Genomic DNA, 17,016 nt, shown 5'->3' with positions numbered 1-17,016 from the left:
TCCAGCCCAACGGCCCTGATCGATGACAGTGCCATAGCGCGACTAGCGAAAGGCAAATTGCCGTCGCACCGCTCAGCCTGGGACCGCTACTGAGGGCAATTTGCCGGCTATCAAAGCACGCATAACTATTCCGCAACATGCGAGAACGAAATACGCGAATACAGCGGTCATGCGTGTTTTCGACGCGCGATCTATCCGCCAAGTTCTGATGCACCGGACGAATACGCATCGGAATTGTTGTCACGACAGGATCCTCGCCTCGCTCGCGGCTTTTTGCCCACCGCTTTCATGACTCCAGTCCGTTTCCAGAATTGCAACAAGGAGGTCTCTGGCCTCAACTTGCACTCCAGGACTTACCAGAATCTCAGCAACGCGACCGTCGCATGGCGCGACGAGGACGGTTTCCATCTTCATTGCCTCGACACATAATAAAGCGTCGCCTGATTTCACGCGCTGACCTTTCGTCACGTTGACGGTCGAGACGATTCCGGGCATCGGTGCCGCGATATGGCCGATATTCCCGTCTTGCGCCTTCGCGCGAACCTTGGCCGCGGTAGTCGCGGACCTGTCGGGAACGGTGATGAAGCGTGGACATCCATTAAGTTCGAAAAGGACTTTGACCTGACCGTCACTGCGGATTTGGCCAACCGATATCAATCGCACGACCAGAGTCTTGCCGTCTTCAATCTCAAATGCAGCTTCGTGACCGATTTTCACGCCATAGAAGAAGACGTCCGTCGGAAGAACAGATACAGGCCCGTATTTTTGCCGTGACCGGTCAAACTCCGCAAAGATTTTCGGATACATCAGGTAGGTGGCAAATTCGGTATCCTCCAGCGCCCGGCCGCAAACTCTCTCTGCTTCGATGCGCTCCAGAGCCAGGTCCGCCAGCGGCAGCAGCGATCCGGGCCGTTGCATGATCGGCGTTTCACCCTTGAGAACCTTCGCCTGAAGCGATGGCGGCCATCCGCCCGGGGGCTGGCCCAGATTTCCGCGCAGCATGTCCACGACGGAAGCTGGGAATGCGATCTCGCGATCGGGGTCCATCACGTTCTGCGCTGTCAATCCTTGCGACACCATCATTAGGGCCATGTCGCCAACGACTTTCGATGACGGCGTCACCTTGACGATGTCCCCGAACATATCGTTGGCGGCCCGGTAAGCCTTCGCCACCTCGTGCCATCGGGCTTCGAGGCCGAGCGAACGCGCCTGCTCTATCAAGTTGGTGAACTGTCCGCCCGGCATCTCGTGCAGGTAGACTTCTGATGCGCCGCCCTTCAGGTCGCTTTCGAACGCGCTGTAGCGCGCCCTCACAGCCTGCCAGTAAAAGCTGATTCTGCGAACCGCATCGACGTCCAGACATGTATCGCGCTCGGTTTGCGCCAGCGCCGCGACGACGGAGCCCAATGTCGGCTGCGACGTCGTCCCGCTCATGGCGTCGATTGCCGCGTCCACGGCATCCACGCCCGCTTCGGCTGCCGCCAGAATCGTCGCGCCACCCAGTCCGGATGTGTCATGCGTATGAAAGTGAATTGGCAGGCCGGTCTCTTCCTTGAGCACCCGAATTAGGAGACGCGCGGCTGACGGCTTCATCAAGCCGGCCATGTCTTTCAGGCCGAGGATATGGACGCCAGCGGCTTCGAGTTCCTTGGCGAGCGCAACGTAATATTTGAGCGGATACTTTGCGCGGGACGGATCGAGAATGTCGCCGGTGTAACAGATTGCGCCCTCGGCAAGCTTGCCGCTGTCTAGTACGGCGTCGATCGACACCCGCATGTTCTCGACCCAGTTCAGGCAATCGAAAATGCGAAACAGATCCATTCCCGCGCGCGCAGCCTGGCCGATGAAGTGCCGAACCACGTTGTCCGGATAATTGGCATACCCAACCCCGTTCGCGCCGCGCAGAAGCATCTGGGTCAGGATATTTGGCACTTGCGCCCGAATCCGGGCCAAGCGCTCCCATGGATCCTCGGACAGAAATCGCATCGCGACATCGAATGTCGCGCCACCCCAGCATTCCAGCGAGAGCAGCTGCGGAAGGCCCGCAGCATATGCCGGCGCAATCGCGGCGATATCCCTCGTCCTGACGCGGGTCGCCAGCAACGACTGATGAGCGTCGCGCATGGTGGTGTCGGTGACGAGGACGCGCGTTTGCGATTTCATCCACGTAGCGAACCCGGCTGGTCCCAGCCGTTGCAGTATCTGTCGCGTTCCGTCCTGCGGAGAATTCTTGAAGGCAGGAATCTCCGGCGCCCGCGCCTCCGCAACTGGTCTGGCTCGGCCGCGCGTATCGGGGTGACCGTTGACGGTTACATCGGCGATCCAGGTTAGCAGCTTCGTCGCGCGATCCTTGCGCTTGCCAAAATCGAACAGCTCCAACGTCTCATCAATGAACCGCGTTGTATAGTCGTTCGCGCGAAAACGCGGATGCGTGATGACGTTGTGAAGAAATGCGAGATTTGTTGCAACGCCGCGGATCCGGTACTCATTCAGGGCGCGTGCCATTCGATCGACCGCTTCGCCGCTAGTCGGCGCCCACGCTGTTACCTTTTCCAGCATCGGATCGTAGAACGGCGTCACCATGGCGCCTGCATACGCCGTCCCGCCATCAACGCGAATTCCAAACCCCATGGCGCCACGATAGGCCGTGATCTTTCCATGATCGGGAATGAAGCCATTCGCCGGATTTTCCGTCGTGATCCGACATTGGACTGCGTGACCCGACAGACGAATGTCGGCCTGCGAGGGAATACCCGTTTCCGCCGCATCGCCAATCCGCCCACCCGCGGCAATCCTGATCTGGGCCTTAACGATATCGAGACCGGTGACCATTTCGGTTACGGTATGCTCGACTTGAATGCGGGGGTTGACCTCGATGAAGAAGAACTTCCCGGTATCCGCATCCATCAGGAATTCAACGGTGCCCGCGCTGCAGTAGTTGGATGCCCGGCCGATCTTGATCGCGGACGCGCAAAGCGCTTCTCGCGCGGCGGCGCTCAGAAACGGCGCCGGCGCTCGCTCGACGACTTTCTGATTGCGGCGCTGTATCGAACAGTCGCGCTCGAACAGATGTACCAGATTGCCGTGGCAATCGCCGAGGATCTGCACCTCGACATGGCGGGGCTTCCGCATCAGTTTCTCAAGGTAGACTTCATCCTTTCCAAAAGCAGACTTCGCCTCACGCTTGGCGCTCAGCACCGCATCGACGAGTTGAGCTCTATTCTCGATCGGCCGCATTCCACGGCCACCCCCGCCCCAGGAGGCCTTGATCATCACCGGATAGCCAATCGCATCCGCCGCCGCCAGAATCATGCCCGGGTCGTCCGGCAGCGGCGCGCTCGCGGGCATCACAGCAATGCCGCAGGAGACAGCCAGCGTCCGCGCCGCGATCTTGTTGCCCAGGGTTCGCATGGTCGCAGGCGACGGGCCGATGAACAGGATTTTATTGGCGGCGCAGGCATCCGCGAACTCCGGGCTTTCGGACAAAAAGCCATATCCCGGATGAATGGCGTCGATGCTGTGATCTTTCGCAATGCGGATCACATCCTCGATCGACAGGTAGGCTTCCAGCGGACCTTTATCGCGGTCGAGCGGATAAGCCTCATCGGCCTTGAAGCGATGAAGCGATAGCTTGTCCGCGTCTGCATAGACGCCAAAGGTTCTGATGCCGAGCTCGGTGGCGGCGCGAAACACCCGGATTGCAATCTCGGAGCGGTTCGCGACAAGAAGCCGCCTGATGGACAAATGATCTGGCGGAACTGGCGTCATGATCGGTAGCTCCGCCCAATTGAAAAGAGCCCGGTGCCGAAGCACCGGGCAAGTATCAGGACGTCCCGCTCTAGTGGGGCGTCTCGGGAGACCGGCGTGGAGGAACGCCGGAACCAGATCAAGCGGCGAAGCGTCGCGGGCTGTAGGGAGAGATGTCGATGGTGGTTTCGCGATCGACCGCCATCTCCATGACGAGACGCCCGGTGATCCCGCCCAATGTCAGCCCGGCGTGCCCATGTCCAAAGGCATAAAGCACTGCGGGGTTGCTGGAGGATCGCCCGATAATCGGCAAGGAATCCGGCACCGCGGGACGCGGCCCTATCCCTCGGGTCGAGCCCTTATAGGAGATGTCGCCGAAAAGCGTCATCGCATTCCGGAACAGCCGCTCCGCGCGCTGATAATCGGGCTTTGCGTCGATATTCGCGTATTCCGCGATGCCGCCGAGCCGGAGACCGTCGTCCATCGACGTGAGCGCAACAAAGCGGTCGGCCAGAACAATCGGCTGCTTCAATTCGAAATCGATGTTGGGCAGAACCATGTTGTACCCGCGCTCGGCTTCCAGCGGCACGCGGTCGCCCAGCTTGGCGGCAAGCCGCTTCGACCAGGCGCCCGCCGCGATGACCACCGAATCCGAAATGCATGACTTGCCGCTCTTCAGACTGACACGCGAGCGGCCATCCCCCATCTTCTCAACGTCCGTCGCTTCCTCCTTCAGGATGCGGCCGCCGTCATTCACAAACTTCTCCGCCAGGATCTGAACAAACCGCAAAGGGCTGGTGACGTGCCCATTGCCGGGCATATAAGCGCCGCGAAGATTCGGTTTCTTCAACTGCGGAACGAAATCGACCACTTCCGACGAACTGAGTTCCTCGACGATGACGCCGTGCGACCGGCAGAGATCGTGCGCGTATCTGGCTTTCTTGAGCGACGCTTCGGACTCGTAGATCCAGACGCGCCCTTTCATCCTCACCAATTTGCTGGCGCCGGACTCTTCAATCAGCGGCGCGTAGCACTCCTCGGCTTTCTTCAGGATGGCGGACATCGAGTCGGAAATCTCGGCGACCCGCTGCGGATCGCTCGCGCGCGCGAACCGATAAAACCACGGCAGCGCCGAAAGTGCGTGCGAATATCTGATCTTCAGCGGATGCATCGGATCGCGAAGCATCTTCGGAACTTTTTTCACGATGCCGGGCGTTGCCTGCGGCGCGCAGTAACCGAATCCAAAACAACCGGTGTTTCCGCCGGTGCATCCTTCTCCGGGCCCACGAGGATCGACCAACGTGACGTCGAAACCCTCCTTCTGAAGGTAGATCGCGCTGCATACGCCCACCGGCCCTGCGCCGATAACAACGGCACTGCGTGAATTGGCGTGAGGCCAGGCATTCATGATGGATACTCCGGGAAGGCGAGAGGCGACAAATTTCAGAAAAGCGCCGACGGCAACACTTTCCTTTCGTTATCGTAACCCTCTCCACGATGCACATATTTTCCAGTTATATTGCGTATAATTCTGTTGCGCTTGACCCTCTCCCAGCCGTGCGTAATCAACGAGTCCTCTCAATCTCTAAACCGCTCGCCACGAGCCCAAGGGGACCCGAATGACCGCAATCACAAACATCGTCGCACGCGAAATCCTGGACAGCCGCGGCAACCCGACCGTCGAAGCCCGCGTCACGCTGGAAAACGGCGCATTTGGCATTTCGAGCACACCCTCCGGAGCATCGACCGGCGAGCACGAGGCTCTCGAGCGGCGAGACGGCGACAAAAACCGGTTCGGGGGAAAGGGCGTTCTGGGCGCCGTTAAATCCGCAAATGGCGAGATCAAGGACGCGCTGGTCGGGCACGATGCGGAACAGCAACTGGCCATCGACACCATTCTTTGTGAACTCGACGGCACGCCGGGCAAAACGCGTCTTGGCGCCAACGCTATTCTGGCCGTCAGTCTGGCCGTGGCCCGTGCGGCGGCGGAAGCCAATCACCTTCCGCTCTATCGTTACCTCGGCGGCGTCAATGCCCACGTGCTTCCGCTGCCCTTCTTCAACGTCATCAATGGCGGCGCGCACGCGGATAATCCGCTCGACTTTCAGGAGTTCATGCTGGTTCCGATTGGAGCTCCATCTTTCAGCGAAGCTCTCAGAATGGGCACCGAAATCTTCCACACCTTGCGGGGTATCCTGATGGATGCCGGCCACGCGACGAATGTGGGTGACGAAGGCGGCTTCGCGCCACAATTGTCGAAGGCGGACGATGCACTCCAACTGATTGCCAAGGCCGTGGATAAGACGGTCTATCGCCTCGGCGAGGACGTTGCGATTGCGATCGATCCCGCCGCGAGCGAACTCTACGACAACGGAACCTACGTGCTGTCGGGAGAAGGCCGCCGCCTATCCGCCGATGAAATGATTGCCGAATACGAGACGCTGATCGGCCGGTATCCAATTGTCTCGATCGAAGACGGCATGGCGGAGAACGATTGGGACGGGTGGAAGGCCTTTACCGCCCGTGTCGGAAACAAGGTTCAGCTCGTGGGCGACGACCTGTTCGTCACCAATTACGAACGACTAGCACAGGGCATCAAGACAAAGGCAGGCAACGCCATCCTGGTCAAGCCCAATCAGGTCGGAACATTGTCCGAAACCATGCGCGCTGTTGAACTGGCACACCGCTCAATGTTCTCGTGCCTCATCTCGCATCGCTCAGGCGAGACCGAGGATACGACAATCGCCGACTTCGCGGTGGCCACAAACGCCGGAGAGTTGAAAACAGGCTCACTCTCGCGGTCCGACCGCGTCGGGAAGTACAATCGTCTTCTTGAGATCGAAAGCGAGCTTGGAAGTGCTGCACGGTTCGCCGGCACGATGGCCTTGCGGGGGCGGCAGGCATGACCGGACACCGACTGTTCTACTCCCGGACCTCACCCTATGCGCGCAAAGTCCTTGTCTTTGCGATCGAGACAAATCAGGCCGACGATTTTGAGTTGATCGAGACTGATGTCTGGAAGGATAATCAGGACCATATCGATGCCAATCCGCTCGGCAAGGTGCCGGCCCTCGTCACGCCCAGCAACCAAGTAATCTATGATTCGCTGGTGATCTGTGATTACCTCGATTTACGTCACAGCTTCGGCCGGCTGATCCCCGCGGGTGGTTATGACCGCTGGCGCATTCTGACAAGGCACGCGCTCGCCCATGGAATCATGGATGCGTCCCTGGCCCGGCGATGGGAATACAAGTTCCGGCCCGGCGATCAGCAATCACCGTACTGGATGGAGCGGCAAGAGACGGCAATCTGGCGCGCGCTCGGACAGTTCGAATCCCACGAGCTGCCAAGCCTGGAGCGGTTCAGCGTCGACGGCGCGGGGCTGGCTTGCGCGCTATCCTATCTCGATCTGCGGAAAGAACTCCTCCGAATCGGGAAGGACTGGAAACTCGACTTTCCAAAGGCTGCGGCATGGCTGGACATCGTATCGCAACGAGTTTCGATGCTGCAGTCGATGGCAGACTAGAAATTACTTGAGCGCCTTGCTTCGATCCCGGGTTGCGAGCGTGCTCGCAACCTGAAGGAAGGATGCGATTGCCTTGAAATTGCGGCGCTCCTTCAGACAGACGACGTTCTCCGGAATTGTCATGGTCGCGTCGGAGACGCGAAGGGGTTTGAGCCGCCTGTCCGATACCGCTTCGATCTCCGGGATCACGCCGATCCCCACTCCCGCCGCAACAGCTTCCTTCATCGCCTCGCGGCTGTCGACGGCCAGCGTGGTCACCGGCCGGACGCCGGCAACGCGCAAGGCGCGATCGAACACCCTGCTGGTCAGCGACACCTGTTTTGACCGGACAACCATAGGCTGCTCATTCAGATCGCCGATCTGGATGCTCTCCCGGTCGCTCCAGGCATGATCGACCGGTACAATCACCATGATCGTATGTTCCGCAAACTGCACGATATGCAGGCGGGGATCCGGATCGACCCGGATAAGCACCGCCACGTCGATCGCAGCCGACAGAAGCTTTCGAACGGTTTCCTCGGCGGTGCTGATCGTGAGAGACACAGGCAAGGTCGGATGGCGTTGACAGTACCGCGACATTAGCTCGCTCACGGAATAAGGCGCATCGCTGCCGACGCGAAAGCTCATCGGCTCCATGCCCTTGGCAGACCGCAGAAAATCATCGGCTTGATCTTCCAGCAGGAAGATATCCTTGATGATATCAAGCAATTTTTCCCCATGCTCGGTAAGTTTAACCTGGCCGCCATGCCGCGAGCACAACTTGACGCCGTAGGCTTCCTCCAGCTCCTTTAATTGCTTTGACACCGCTGGCTGGCTTACCCGCAGCCGTTCCGCCGCCTTTGTGAAACTGCCCTCCATCGCAACCGCATGGAATGCCTTTAGCTGTGCATATATCATGGCCGCTCAAATGGTTCAGACCACGCTCGATAGCGTCAGCGCGGCCGATGAGATCGGCGCTACTTTCAACGCAAATTAACGAACTGACAAGCCACGTCGCAGGGCGAATTGACGCGACTAGCGGAAGGTCGGCGTGTCAGCGGTCAGCAATGCCTTGTCGTCAGCGTCTTCCAGGCCCTTCAACCGGCTCTCCCTAAGTTCACCCGCCAGTTCGAGCGCGGGATAGGCAACCGATATGATGTGGGAGTTGATCCGTTTCAGGTCTCGCATGATGTCCAGGTGAATCGTGGAGGTCTGCAGGCTCTCGATTCGCCGATCGCGCAGGCGTTGAAGGTGATTCTCGGCGGACGATTGTTCAAACCTGCGGATATGAACTTTTTCACTGACAAGACGCCGCGCCAGCTCGATATTCTGCGAGATGAGAATACTTTGAGCAATCCGCAGGTTCTCGCGTGTCCGTGCAAAAAGGGATTCCATCTCTTCAGAACCTTCTTTCGAGAAGGCCGCCTGGTGCTTGATTTTCTTTTCCGCCAGCTCTCTCAGACTTTTGTCGATGATGTCGCCGATGTGCTCAAGATTGATCGCGAAGGAAATGATCTCGGTCGATCGCTGAGCGTCCTTTTCGTCGACCGGCTCCTCTCTTCCCAGCTTGGCCAGATACAGTTTGATGGCCTCCTGAAGATCGTCGACTTCGTCATCCATTTTTCCAATAGCGCCGCAGAGCTTGATGTCGTTCAGTTGAAGCGCCCTCAGGCTCGTCGACAACATCGCGTCGATCTGGTCGCCGACGCGCATTGTTTCACGCGCGGCGCAGGCCAGCGCCAGGCCCGGATTGTCCAAGCACGATTCGTCGAGATACCTTGGCCCGTGCTCTGCCGCGGTCGGCTCCGGCAGCGCGCGATCGAGCACATTCCCCAGCGTTCCAACAAAAGGCAGGAATGCAGCTGCGAGCACGACGTTGATCAGCAGATGGCAATCCATCACAAAGCTCGCGCCATTTCCGGCAAAGGACTGCAGCTGCGCCGCGACCGGACCGGCGAAAGGAACGATTGCAATGAAGCCGGCCAGACGGAGCGCGAGGTTCCCCAGCGGCACCCGTTTGGCGACTGGCCCGCTGGATATCGCCAGCAACGGCACCATTGCGCCGCCGACATTCACGCCAAAAACCAGATAGAGCGTGAGCTCTGAATCGATCGTGCCCCCGGTGGCCAATGAAATGATAAGAAAGATCACCGGAAGACTCGAGGCGGTTGCCAACGTCATGATCCCGCTCAGAAAGAAGCCGACAATCGGCGCCTGGTTCAGTACCGACAGCAACGCGCCGATAACCGGCGACTTGCGCATTGGTTCGCTGGCAGCGCCGATCAAATGCAGCGCAAGCAGCATGAGACCGAGCCCGATGAAAGCCCTGCCGATCGCCTTGGGACGGCTGGTACTGGACAGGCTGAAGATGCTAACGCCGATCAGAATGAGCAGCGACGACAGCCAATGGATCTCCCAACTGAGAATTTTGGCGGCCACGGCGGTGCCAACGTTCGCGCCCAGCATGATCGCCATCGCCATGGCGGTCGTCACATAAGCACGGCTGGCAAATGACGTCGTCAGCACGGACGTTGCTGTGCTGCTTTGCAGGGCCAACGTGGCCAGCAGACCCGTCACGAACGCCATGACCCTGTTGCGCGTGCTGACCGCCAGGGCGTGGCGCAGCCGCGCTCCAAACGCGCGCGTCACGCCGGTTCGCACCATGCGCAGCCCCCACATGAGAAGCATCGCCATCCCGAATAGATCGATGATCAGGATATTCAACTGGTCCTCGCTGAGCCTGCACTCCCCGCTTGATGCGATGTCCGCTCCGACAGAACGGACATTCGATGCCGTGCCGCTCTTTCGCGCCCGCTATTTGGCGGTATAGCCGCCGTCAACCGCGAGAACTTGGCCGGTAATATAGGCGGAGGCGCGCGACGCCAGGAAAATCGTGGCACCGTCCAGATCCTCAAGTTCGCCATTCCGGCCAACGGCGGTCATTTTCTTGTGGTGGGCAATCATCGCCGGATCTTTCTCGAACACGACCGCCGTATGCTCCGTCAGGAAGTACCCGGGCGCGATCGCGTTGACGATGATGGTTCCGTTCTTCGACCACGCCTCCGCCATCGCCCGCGTGAGCTGGGCAATGCCGCCTTTGGATGCGCCGTAGGGGATGCCGTTGGGAAACGCCCGGTACGTTTGAAGGGAGCCAATATTGATGATGTTGCCTTGCCCACGCTCCTGCATCGCGGGCACCAGCGAGCGTGCAAGAAAAAATGGAACCGAAAGGTTCAGACGGAGTGTTTCATTCCAGCTCTTTTCCGAGATCTGGTTCCAAGGCTCGCGCAGGTTGATGCCTGCGGAATTCACGAGAATATCGGGAGCGCCGAAGAACTGCGCCGCGCGTGCGGCAAGACTGTCAAAATCCTGGCTCGCCAGCAGATCGACCTCAAGGGCAGCGGCCTTGACGCCGTACTCCCGCCGAATCTCGACGACCGCGTCATGAAGCCGATCGGCACGACGCGCCAACAACAGAACGTTTGCCCCGGCGCCCGCAAGCGCGTACGCCATCCTGCGACCGATCCCCGACGAAGCTCCAGTTACGAGTGCAACTCGACCTTCGAGCGAGAATAGCTTGTCGATGGTGGTGTGCTGCCCTTTGCAGACCACCGGGGCAATCTGATCCATTGTCATCCCTGCCGGTTAGTAAAAGAGGTCAAAAAAGCCTCACGCCTGACTGTTGTGATATCGCGTCACACGCACGTCCGTGGTGATCTTGTGCGCGAGCATTCCCTCGATTTCACAAATCCGACCCATGATCGGCGCGATCCGCAAACTGGCAGCGGCGGACAATCGCTGATAGGTCACTGTCTTGATGAACTTGCCGGCCCATAGGCCACCGGTGTACCGCGCCGCTTTGTTCGTCGGCAGCGTATGATTGGTGCCGACGCCCTTGTCGCCGTAGGCAACCGTGCTCTCCTCACCCACAAACAGGCTTCCGTAGTTCTTCAAATTCTTGAGGTAATAGTCGTCGCGCGACGTCATGACCTCGAGATGCTCCGGCGCATACTCATCGCTGACCTCGATCGCTTCATCGTCGCTGTCGACCACAATGACCTCGCCGTTACGCTCCCATGCGACGGCCGCGACGTCCGCCGTCGGCAACGTCTTCAGTTGCTCGTGGATCTCCTTGATAACCTCGCGACCGATGCGCTCCGACGTCGTGAACAGCCACGCCGGACTGGTCGGCCCATGCTCGGCTTGCCCGAGAAGATCGGTCGCCACCAGCTTTGGATCGGCACTTTCATCGGCGATCACAGCGATTTCGGTCGGTCCCGCCAGGAGATCCACCCCAACCTCGCCGAACAGCTGCCGTTTGGCTTCTGCGACATAGGCGTTGCCCGGACCCGCGATCATATCGACCTTCTTCATCCCGACGCATCCGAACGCCATCGCGCCTAGCGCCTGCACGCCGCCCAGCGCGAAGATTTCGTCGGCGCCGGCCATGTGCAGGGCGAACAGCTGCGGAGGATAGATACCCTTGCCCGCCAGCGGCGGCGCGCAGGCGATGACGCGATCCACCCCCGCGGTTTTCGCCGTGCTAATACTCATGATCGCGGCCGAGATCATGGGATACTTTCCTGCCGGAACATACGCTCCGACAACCTCAATCGGAATCAGCTTCTGGCCGAGTAGGATGCCGGGCTCCGTCTCGCGCTCGAATTCGTGCATGCTGTCGCGCTGCATCTTCGCGAACTCAACGACTTGCTTTTTCGCGAACGCGAAGTCTTCCTTGAATATCTTGGACATGTTCTTGACCGCACCCTGAATCTCGTCTGCGGTGACCTTGAAATCCTGAGGGTTCCAATTGTCGAGCTTATGCGAATATTCCCTGACAGCTGCGTCACCCTTCGTACGAATGTCATTTAAGATGTCGCGCGCGACCTTTTCGACCTGCCCGGTATCCGCAGCCTGATCGCTCGTCATTCTGGTTTTGAGATATTTACGCATTTCATTCCTCTGGTTGCTAGGGTGACAGACGCCGCGACTCCGCTCGTCGTTATCTGAGATATTTTTTTTCGGACTCTTTCATTTTCGCGACGTTCTGGAGTTCAAAGATCCGTTCGACCGACACAATTTTTTTGTCGACGTTGTGAATCCCGCCGTCAGCCCGGATTTGTCCAAATACATCCTGCAAGGCAGTCACCATCGCGCGCACGCAGTGATTGCCGTAAATGACGATGCCGACCTTCTTCAGCTTCGCGATCATCGCCTCGGTCAGATCAGGATAGGCCGTCGGAATCAGGACGATCGGCACGCCACCATTCCACGCCTCTACGAACTTGATGACTTCGTCCGGAGTGCGCGACTTCGAATGAACCACGATTGCGTCTGCCCCCGCCTTCTCGTAGGCACTGGCGCGTTTCAAGGCCTCATCCTGGCCTTGACCCGCGATCAGCGCCTCGGTTCTTGCGAGCAGCAGAAATTCCTTATCGGCGACTGTCGCCTTCGCCGCCTGGATCTTGCCGACAAACTGCTCGATCGACACCAGCTCCTGGCGGCCTCCGGCCAGCAGACTTGTATCCTTCGGAAAATGCTTGTCCTCCATCACCACGGCTGCCGCGCCTGCGCGGTGATACTCCCGCACCACATGCATGACGTTGATCGCGTTGCCGTAGCCGGTGTCGATATCCGCGATAACGGGAATCGCAACTGCAGATGCCATTGCGCGCGTCATCTGCAAATGATGATCGAGGCTGATGATGCTGGCGTCGGGCACGCCGGCCGCCGCCGATGCCTCGAAGCCACTTGCCCAAATACCGTTGAACCCCGCCTCTTCCGCCAACCGAGCGCTCAGCGGATTGTGGGCCGCCATCGCGTGGAAAAGTCTGTCAGCTTCGAACGCGGCGCGTATGGAATTCTTTGACATTTGAAACTCGCAACTCCGACTGAATGATTGTTGATAGCTTTATTTTTTGCAGCGTACAGTCGCAATGCCTATCTTGTTATTGATCTCATAACGCGAGGTTATTGCTTGATGATGCAACGAAACGCTTCCCCAGCAACGCGCTGCGCAACGATGCGTCGCGCAACAAGACACGCGACTCGAACGCGCGCGCATTCGCATCGGCAATGATTACAGAACCTGCTTGCGAAGCCGCTGGCTGATCTGATCGATCACGGCGATCAACCCGACGAGCACAATGATCGTGAGCGACGCTTTCGGGAATTGATAAGAGCCAAGAGAGAACAATAGATTGTAGCCAAGGCCGCCGCCGCCGACGAAGCCGAGGATCGCGGCCGACCGCGTGTTGTGATCCCAGAAATACAGACAGATCGAAATGTAGTTCGGCCATACCGCAGGCCAGGCGCCGTACATGAAGGCTTTCCATCGCGGGCAACCGGATGACGCAAGCGCTTCGAGAGGACCGCCCCGTGCCGCCTCTATCGCTTCCGACAGAAGTTTGCCCTGCGCGCCAATCGAGAAAATTATGATGGCGATGACGCCAGCGAACGGCCCGAGCCCCACGGCAACGACAAAAATCAACGCCCAGACGATTTCCGAAACCGCCCTGAAGATGGTCAGGACGATCCGGACCGGATAATAAATGTAAAGGCTGGGTGTAAGATTCCGCGAAGCCAGCACCGCGATCGGAATACTCAGAAGGGAAGCGCACACTGTCGATATGATCCCGACCTGAATGGTTTCAATCAACGGCTTGATGAGTTGCGGCCAATAGCTCCAGTCAGGCGGAACCATTTTCAGGACCATATCGCGGATCGCGGGATAGCCGTCTTTCAACGCCTCGAGCTCGAATTCGGTCCCGCGAATGGAAATTGCGTAAACAGCAATCGCGGCCAGACCGATCAGCCAATTGACAGGTCGCACACGACGCTGCGGCAGATTCTGTGTCGGCATCTCTAGATGACTTTCTTTCGGAGGCTCGCGCTGAAAAAGTCGATTGCGACGAGTATGACAACAATCACCAAAAGGCACATCGAAACGTCGCGGTAGCGGAAATCCGCGAGCGCCTGGGTCATGGCCAAACCAATGCCGCCGGCGCCGACAAGGCCGAGGACCGCCGCCGACCTGTTGTTGTATTCCCAGTACAGCAATGTGCTGGAAATCATCGACGGAAGGACATTCGGCAACACGCCGAACAGAATGGTGTGTATCCGGCCCGCGCCCAAGGCGTGCATCGCTTCGATCGGCCCTTTCTCGCTGCTCTCGATGGCCTCGTAGAATAATTTGGTCATGCCCCCGATGGCGTGAAGCGTAAGAGCCAGCACGCCGGGCATTGGCCCTAGGCCGACCGCCGAGACTAGGATCATGCCCCACACCAGATCGGGCACGGTGCGCAGGAACGCCGCGACGACGCGCGTACACAGCAGAATAAGCTGATTGGGCGCGGTGTTACTCGCCGCCAGCAGCGAGAGAGGAACAGCGATAAAAATCGGCAGCGTCGTACCCAACAGCGCCATTTCGATAGTTTCGATCGTCGGCCACAGCAGGCTCGACAACATGCTGAGATTTGGCGGGAACATGCGTTCGAGCAGCGCCATGATCTGCGGCACGCCGGTCGCCAGCCTCCCGAGGCTCACTTCTGTTCCGATGGCCGACCAGATCGTGAGACCGAGAAGCGACAAGGCCGCCGCCAAGAAGCAAACCCGGCGATACGTTATGCGCTTCTGGCGCGACATCGGACGGGCGACTTCAATGGACGACATGCGGCGCCTTTTGGAAGATCCGGGCAACCGCTTCTTCGTCCAGTTGCGCAGGCGGCCCGTCAAAGCAAACCTCGCCCTGGTTGAGCGCAATCACGCGGTCGGCATAACGCCGCGCCACGTCGATCTGGTGGAGGCTCATGATCACGGTGATCTTGTCCTTGCGAGCGATGTCCGAGATCAACTCCATGATCTGCGCGCGCATGATGACGTCCAGACTCGCAATCGGCTCGTCCGCCAGCAGCACGGACGGCGATTGCATCAACGCCCGCGCGATGGCGACGCGTTGCTTCTGCCCTCCGCTCAGCTGGTCAGCGCGCCGATGCCAAAGCTCCTCGCTCTCAAGGCCGACCCGGCAAAGCGCCCTGGCAGCGGCAATCTGGTCTTCTTCCGGAAACTTGTAGACCAGCGCGCGCCAGAGCGGCAGATCGCTCAAGCGGCCGCACATGACGTTGGTCAGCACGGAGAGACGGTCGACCAGGTGAAATTCCTGAAAGATCATGCCGATCTTCCTGCGGGCCTTCAGCAGCTGGCTTCGCGACAGGTTCGCAAGGTCGCTTCCATTGATCCACAGCTGGCCCTCGCTCGGGCGCACGAGCAGATTCAGGCAACGAAGCAGCGTCGACTTGCCTACGCCGCTCGGTCCCAGGAGAACCACGAACTCGCCTTCGCGAAACGTTAGGTTGATATTTTTAATGGCGGCGAACTCGCCGTAGGATTTTCGGAGATGAGCGATCCTCACGATCGGATCGTCAGCTTTCTGTACAGAACGATCTTTCATTTGACATCCTCCCTCAGCCCAACTCTCTTACGACTCTGATACTAGACAAAATACTTTGCTGGTCAAAACTGGCCACACTCCTGCTGAAACTCAAGCTGTATCCGCTTATGTCGCGTATATCTCTTTCTCATGAGATGGACGAAAACTGCTTAAGTTATGGTCTCTGCCACGGGGCAACGTCGCGGCGTGCGGGTATGCCCAGCTGCGCAAACTCTTGATGAGGCCAACTGTGCTTATCCAACCCATCGCATTGAGAAAACTCACGGCAAGCGTGTTTGAACACCACGGCGTGAGCAAGGAAGACGCCAAGATTGTCAGCGACGTCCTTGTGGAGGCAAACCTTCGCGGCCATGATTCCCATGGCGTTGTGCGGGTGCCAAAATGGATCGAGGGCATCAAGGCCGGCGCCATCAACCCCGCCTGCCAGCCCTCGCTGATTACGAATTTCGGCGCGATCGGCGTGCTGGACGGCGACAGGGGATTGGGCCCTGTTGTCGCCAACCGCTCGATCATGCTCGCCATGGAGAAAGCTCGCAGCTTCGGACTGGGCGCGATTAGCGTCTGCAACTCGGCCCACATCGGGATGCTGGCGTGGTACGCGGAAAAACTGGCCAATGCGCGTTTCATCGGGCTGGTGACGACGAACACCGAACCGGGCGTCGCGCCTCACGGCGCGGTGGACAAGCTGCTTGGAACCAATCCCCTTGCGCTCGCCTGCCCGACGCGAGATCGGCCGATCGTGCTCGACATGTCGACGAGCGTCGTCGCACGCGGCAAGATCGTGCTGGCCCAGCGCGCTAAGAAGTCTATTCCCGAAGGGTGGGCGATCGACGCATCAGGACAGGCAACCACCGACCCGACCGAGGCCCTCAACGGCGCGTTGCTCCCGGTCGGCGGACCGAAGGGATCCGGTCTGTCCGTCTTCGTCGACATCCTGTCCGGGGCCTTGTCGGGATCGGAAGTCGGTAAAGGCGTCGCTGGAACGATGAACATGAGCAATAGGAGCACCAAGGGAGACTTCTTCTTGGCGATCAATCCCGGCGTTTTCGTCGGCGATGATAAGTTCACTCAGAAGGTCGAGGATCTCCGCACCCAGATCCGGGCGGCCCGGCCGGCGAAGGGTTTCGACAAGGTCATGGTCCCGGGAGACTTCGAGCACGAAGAGAAGGCCCGCCGCACGAAAGAAATCGTTATCGACGAGGTACTTTTCCGCGAGATCGACTCGCTCGCATAACCGGCTTTCCAGATTCCATCCGGTGTTCGTCGCGCGCCATCCCTGACGATGGCGCGGACAAGTCTATTTGGGCTCGGACGT

13 protein-coding genes are annotated in these 17,016 nt (G+C 59.1%); 3 read left to right on the top strand and 10 right to left on the bottom strand.

Annotated features, from left to right (window positions below):
- Positions 1-240: 240 nt before the first annotated feature.
- A complete protein-coding gene (gene pyc, locus JQ567_RS23060; RefSeq protein WP_212440916.1) occupies positions 241-3,768 on the bottom strand; it encodes a pyruvate carboxylase in 3,528 nt (1,175 codons plus the stop codon).
- A gap of 118 nt (positions 3,769-3,886) precedes the next feature.
- Complete coding sequence (locus JQ567_RS23055; protein WP_212440915.1) at positions 3,887-5,155, bottom strand: FAD-binding oxidoreductase; 1,269 nt, start codon at positions 5,153-5,155, stop codon at positions 3,887-3,889.
- A gap of 211 nt (positions 5,156-5,366) precedes the next feature.
- Between JQ567_RS23055 and eno the strand changes: the two genes are divergently transcribed.
- Both eno and JQ567_RS23045 read left to right on the top strand, forming a co-directional pair.
- A complete protein-coding gene (gene eno, locus JQ567_RS23050; protein ID WP_212440914.1) occupies positions 5,367-6,653 on the top strand; it encodes a phosphopyruvate hydratase in 1,287 nt (428 codons plus the stop codon).
- Positions 6,650-7,273, top strand: a complete 624-nt coding sequence (locus JQ567_RS23045) for a glutathione S-transferase family protein (protein WP_212440913.1) — start codon at positions 6,650-6,652, stop codon at positions 7,271-7,273. Before eno ends, JQ567_RS23045 begins: the two co-directional genes overlap by 4 nt.
- 3 nt (positions 7,274-7,276) lie before the next feature.
- On the opposite strand, the gene JQ567_RS23040 is transcribed toward JQ567_RS23045, so the two are convergent.
- The 8 genes from JQ567_RS23040 to phnC all read right to left on the bottom strand — a co-directional run bounded on the left by JQ567_RS23040 (position 7,277) and on the right by phnC (position 15,701).
- Entirely contained in the window at positions 7,277-8,170 is an 894-nt protein-coding gene (locus JQ567_RS23040) for a LysR substrate-binding domain-containing protein (RefSeq protein WP_283816542.1), read from the bottom strand.
- A 117-nt stretch (positions 8,171-8,287) separates the two neighbouring features.
- The gene (locus JQ567_RS23035; protein ID WP_249165641.1) at positions 8,288-9,976 is read right to left on the bottom strand and encodes a Na/Pi cotransporter family protein; all 1,689 of its coding nucleotides are present in this window, start codon (positions 9,974-9,976) and stop codon (positions 8,288-8,290) included.
- Between the two features lie 90 nt (positions 9,977-10,066).
- On the bottom strand, positions 10,067-10,882 hold the full coding sequence (locus JQ567_RS23030; protein ID WP_212440911.1) for an SDR family NAD(P)-dependent oxidoreductase: 816 nt from the start codon (positions 10,880-10,882) through the stop codon (positions 10,067-10,069).
- Positions 10,883-10,921: 39 nt separating this feature from the next.
- Positions 10,922-12,205 (bottom strand): histidinol dehydrogenase, encoded by a 1,284-nt coding sequence (hisD, locus tag JQ567_RS23025; protein WP_212440910.1) that lies wholly within the window; start codon positions 12,203-12,205, stop codon positions 10,922-10,924.
- A gap of 49 nt (positions 12,206-12,254) precedes the next feature.
- A complete protein-coding gene (locus tag JQ567_RS23020) occupies positions 12,255-13,124 on the bottom strand; it encodes a phosphonopyruvate hydrolase (protein ID WP_212440909.1) in 870 nt (289 codons plus the stop codon).
- Positions 13,125-13,331: 207 nt separating this feature from the next.
- A complete protein-coding gene (gene phnE, locus JQ567_RS23015) occupies positions 13,332-14,192 on the bottom strand; it encodes a phosphonate ABC transporter, permease protein PhnE (protein WP_212440908.1) in 861 nt (286 codons plus the stop codon).
- On the bottom strand, positions 14,117-14,986 hold the full coding sequence (gene phnE, locus JQ567_RS23010; RefSeq protein ID WP_212440907.1) for a phosphonate ABC transporter, permease protein PhnE: 870 nt from the start codon (positions 14,984-14,986) through the stop codon (positions 14,117-14,119). Before phnE (JQ567_RS23010) ends, phnE (JQ567_RS23015) begins: the two co-directional genes overlap by 76 nt.
- Positions 14,910-15,701 (bottom strand): phosphonate ABC transporter ATP-binding protein, encoded by a 792-nt coding sequence (gene phnC, locus JQ567_RS23005; RefSeq protein WP_212440906.1) that lies wholly within the window; start codon positions 15,699-15,701, stop codon positions 14,910-14,912. Before phnC ends, phnE (JQ567_RS23010) begins: the two co-directional genes overlap by 77 nt.
- 217 nt (positions 15,702-15,918) lie before the next feature.
- Between phnC and JQ567_RS23000 the strand changes: the two genes are divergently transcribed.
- Complete coding sequence (locus tag JQ567_RS23000; protein ID WP_212440905.1) at positions 15,919-16,935, top strand: Ldh family oxidoreductase; 1,017 nt, start codon at positions 15,919-15,921, stop codon at positions 16,933-16,935.
- The last annotated feature ends 81 nt before the right edge of the window (positions 16,936-17,016 follow it).

The sequence above is a fragment of the Bradyrhizobium sp. AUGA SZCCT0431 genome (genome assembly GCF_018131065.1).
Lineage (GTDB): Bacteria > Pseudomonadota > Alphaproteobacteria > Rhizobiales > Xanthobacteraceae > Bradyrhizobium.
Note: the sequence above shows the minus strand (reverse complement) of the source record. Positions and strands in the feature narration are given on the sequence as shown.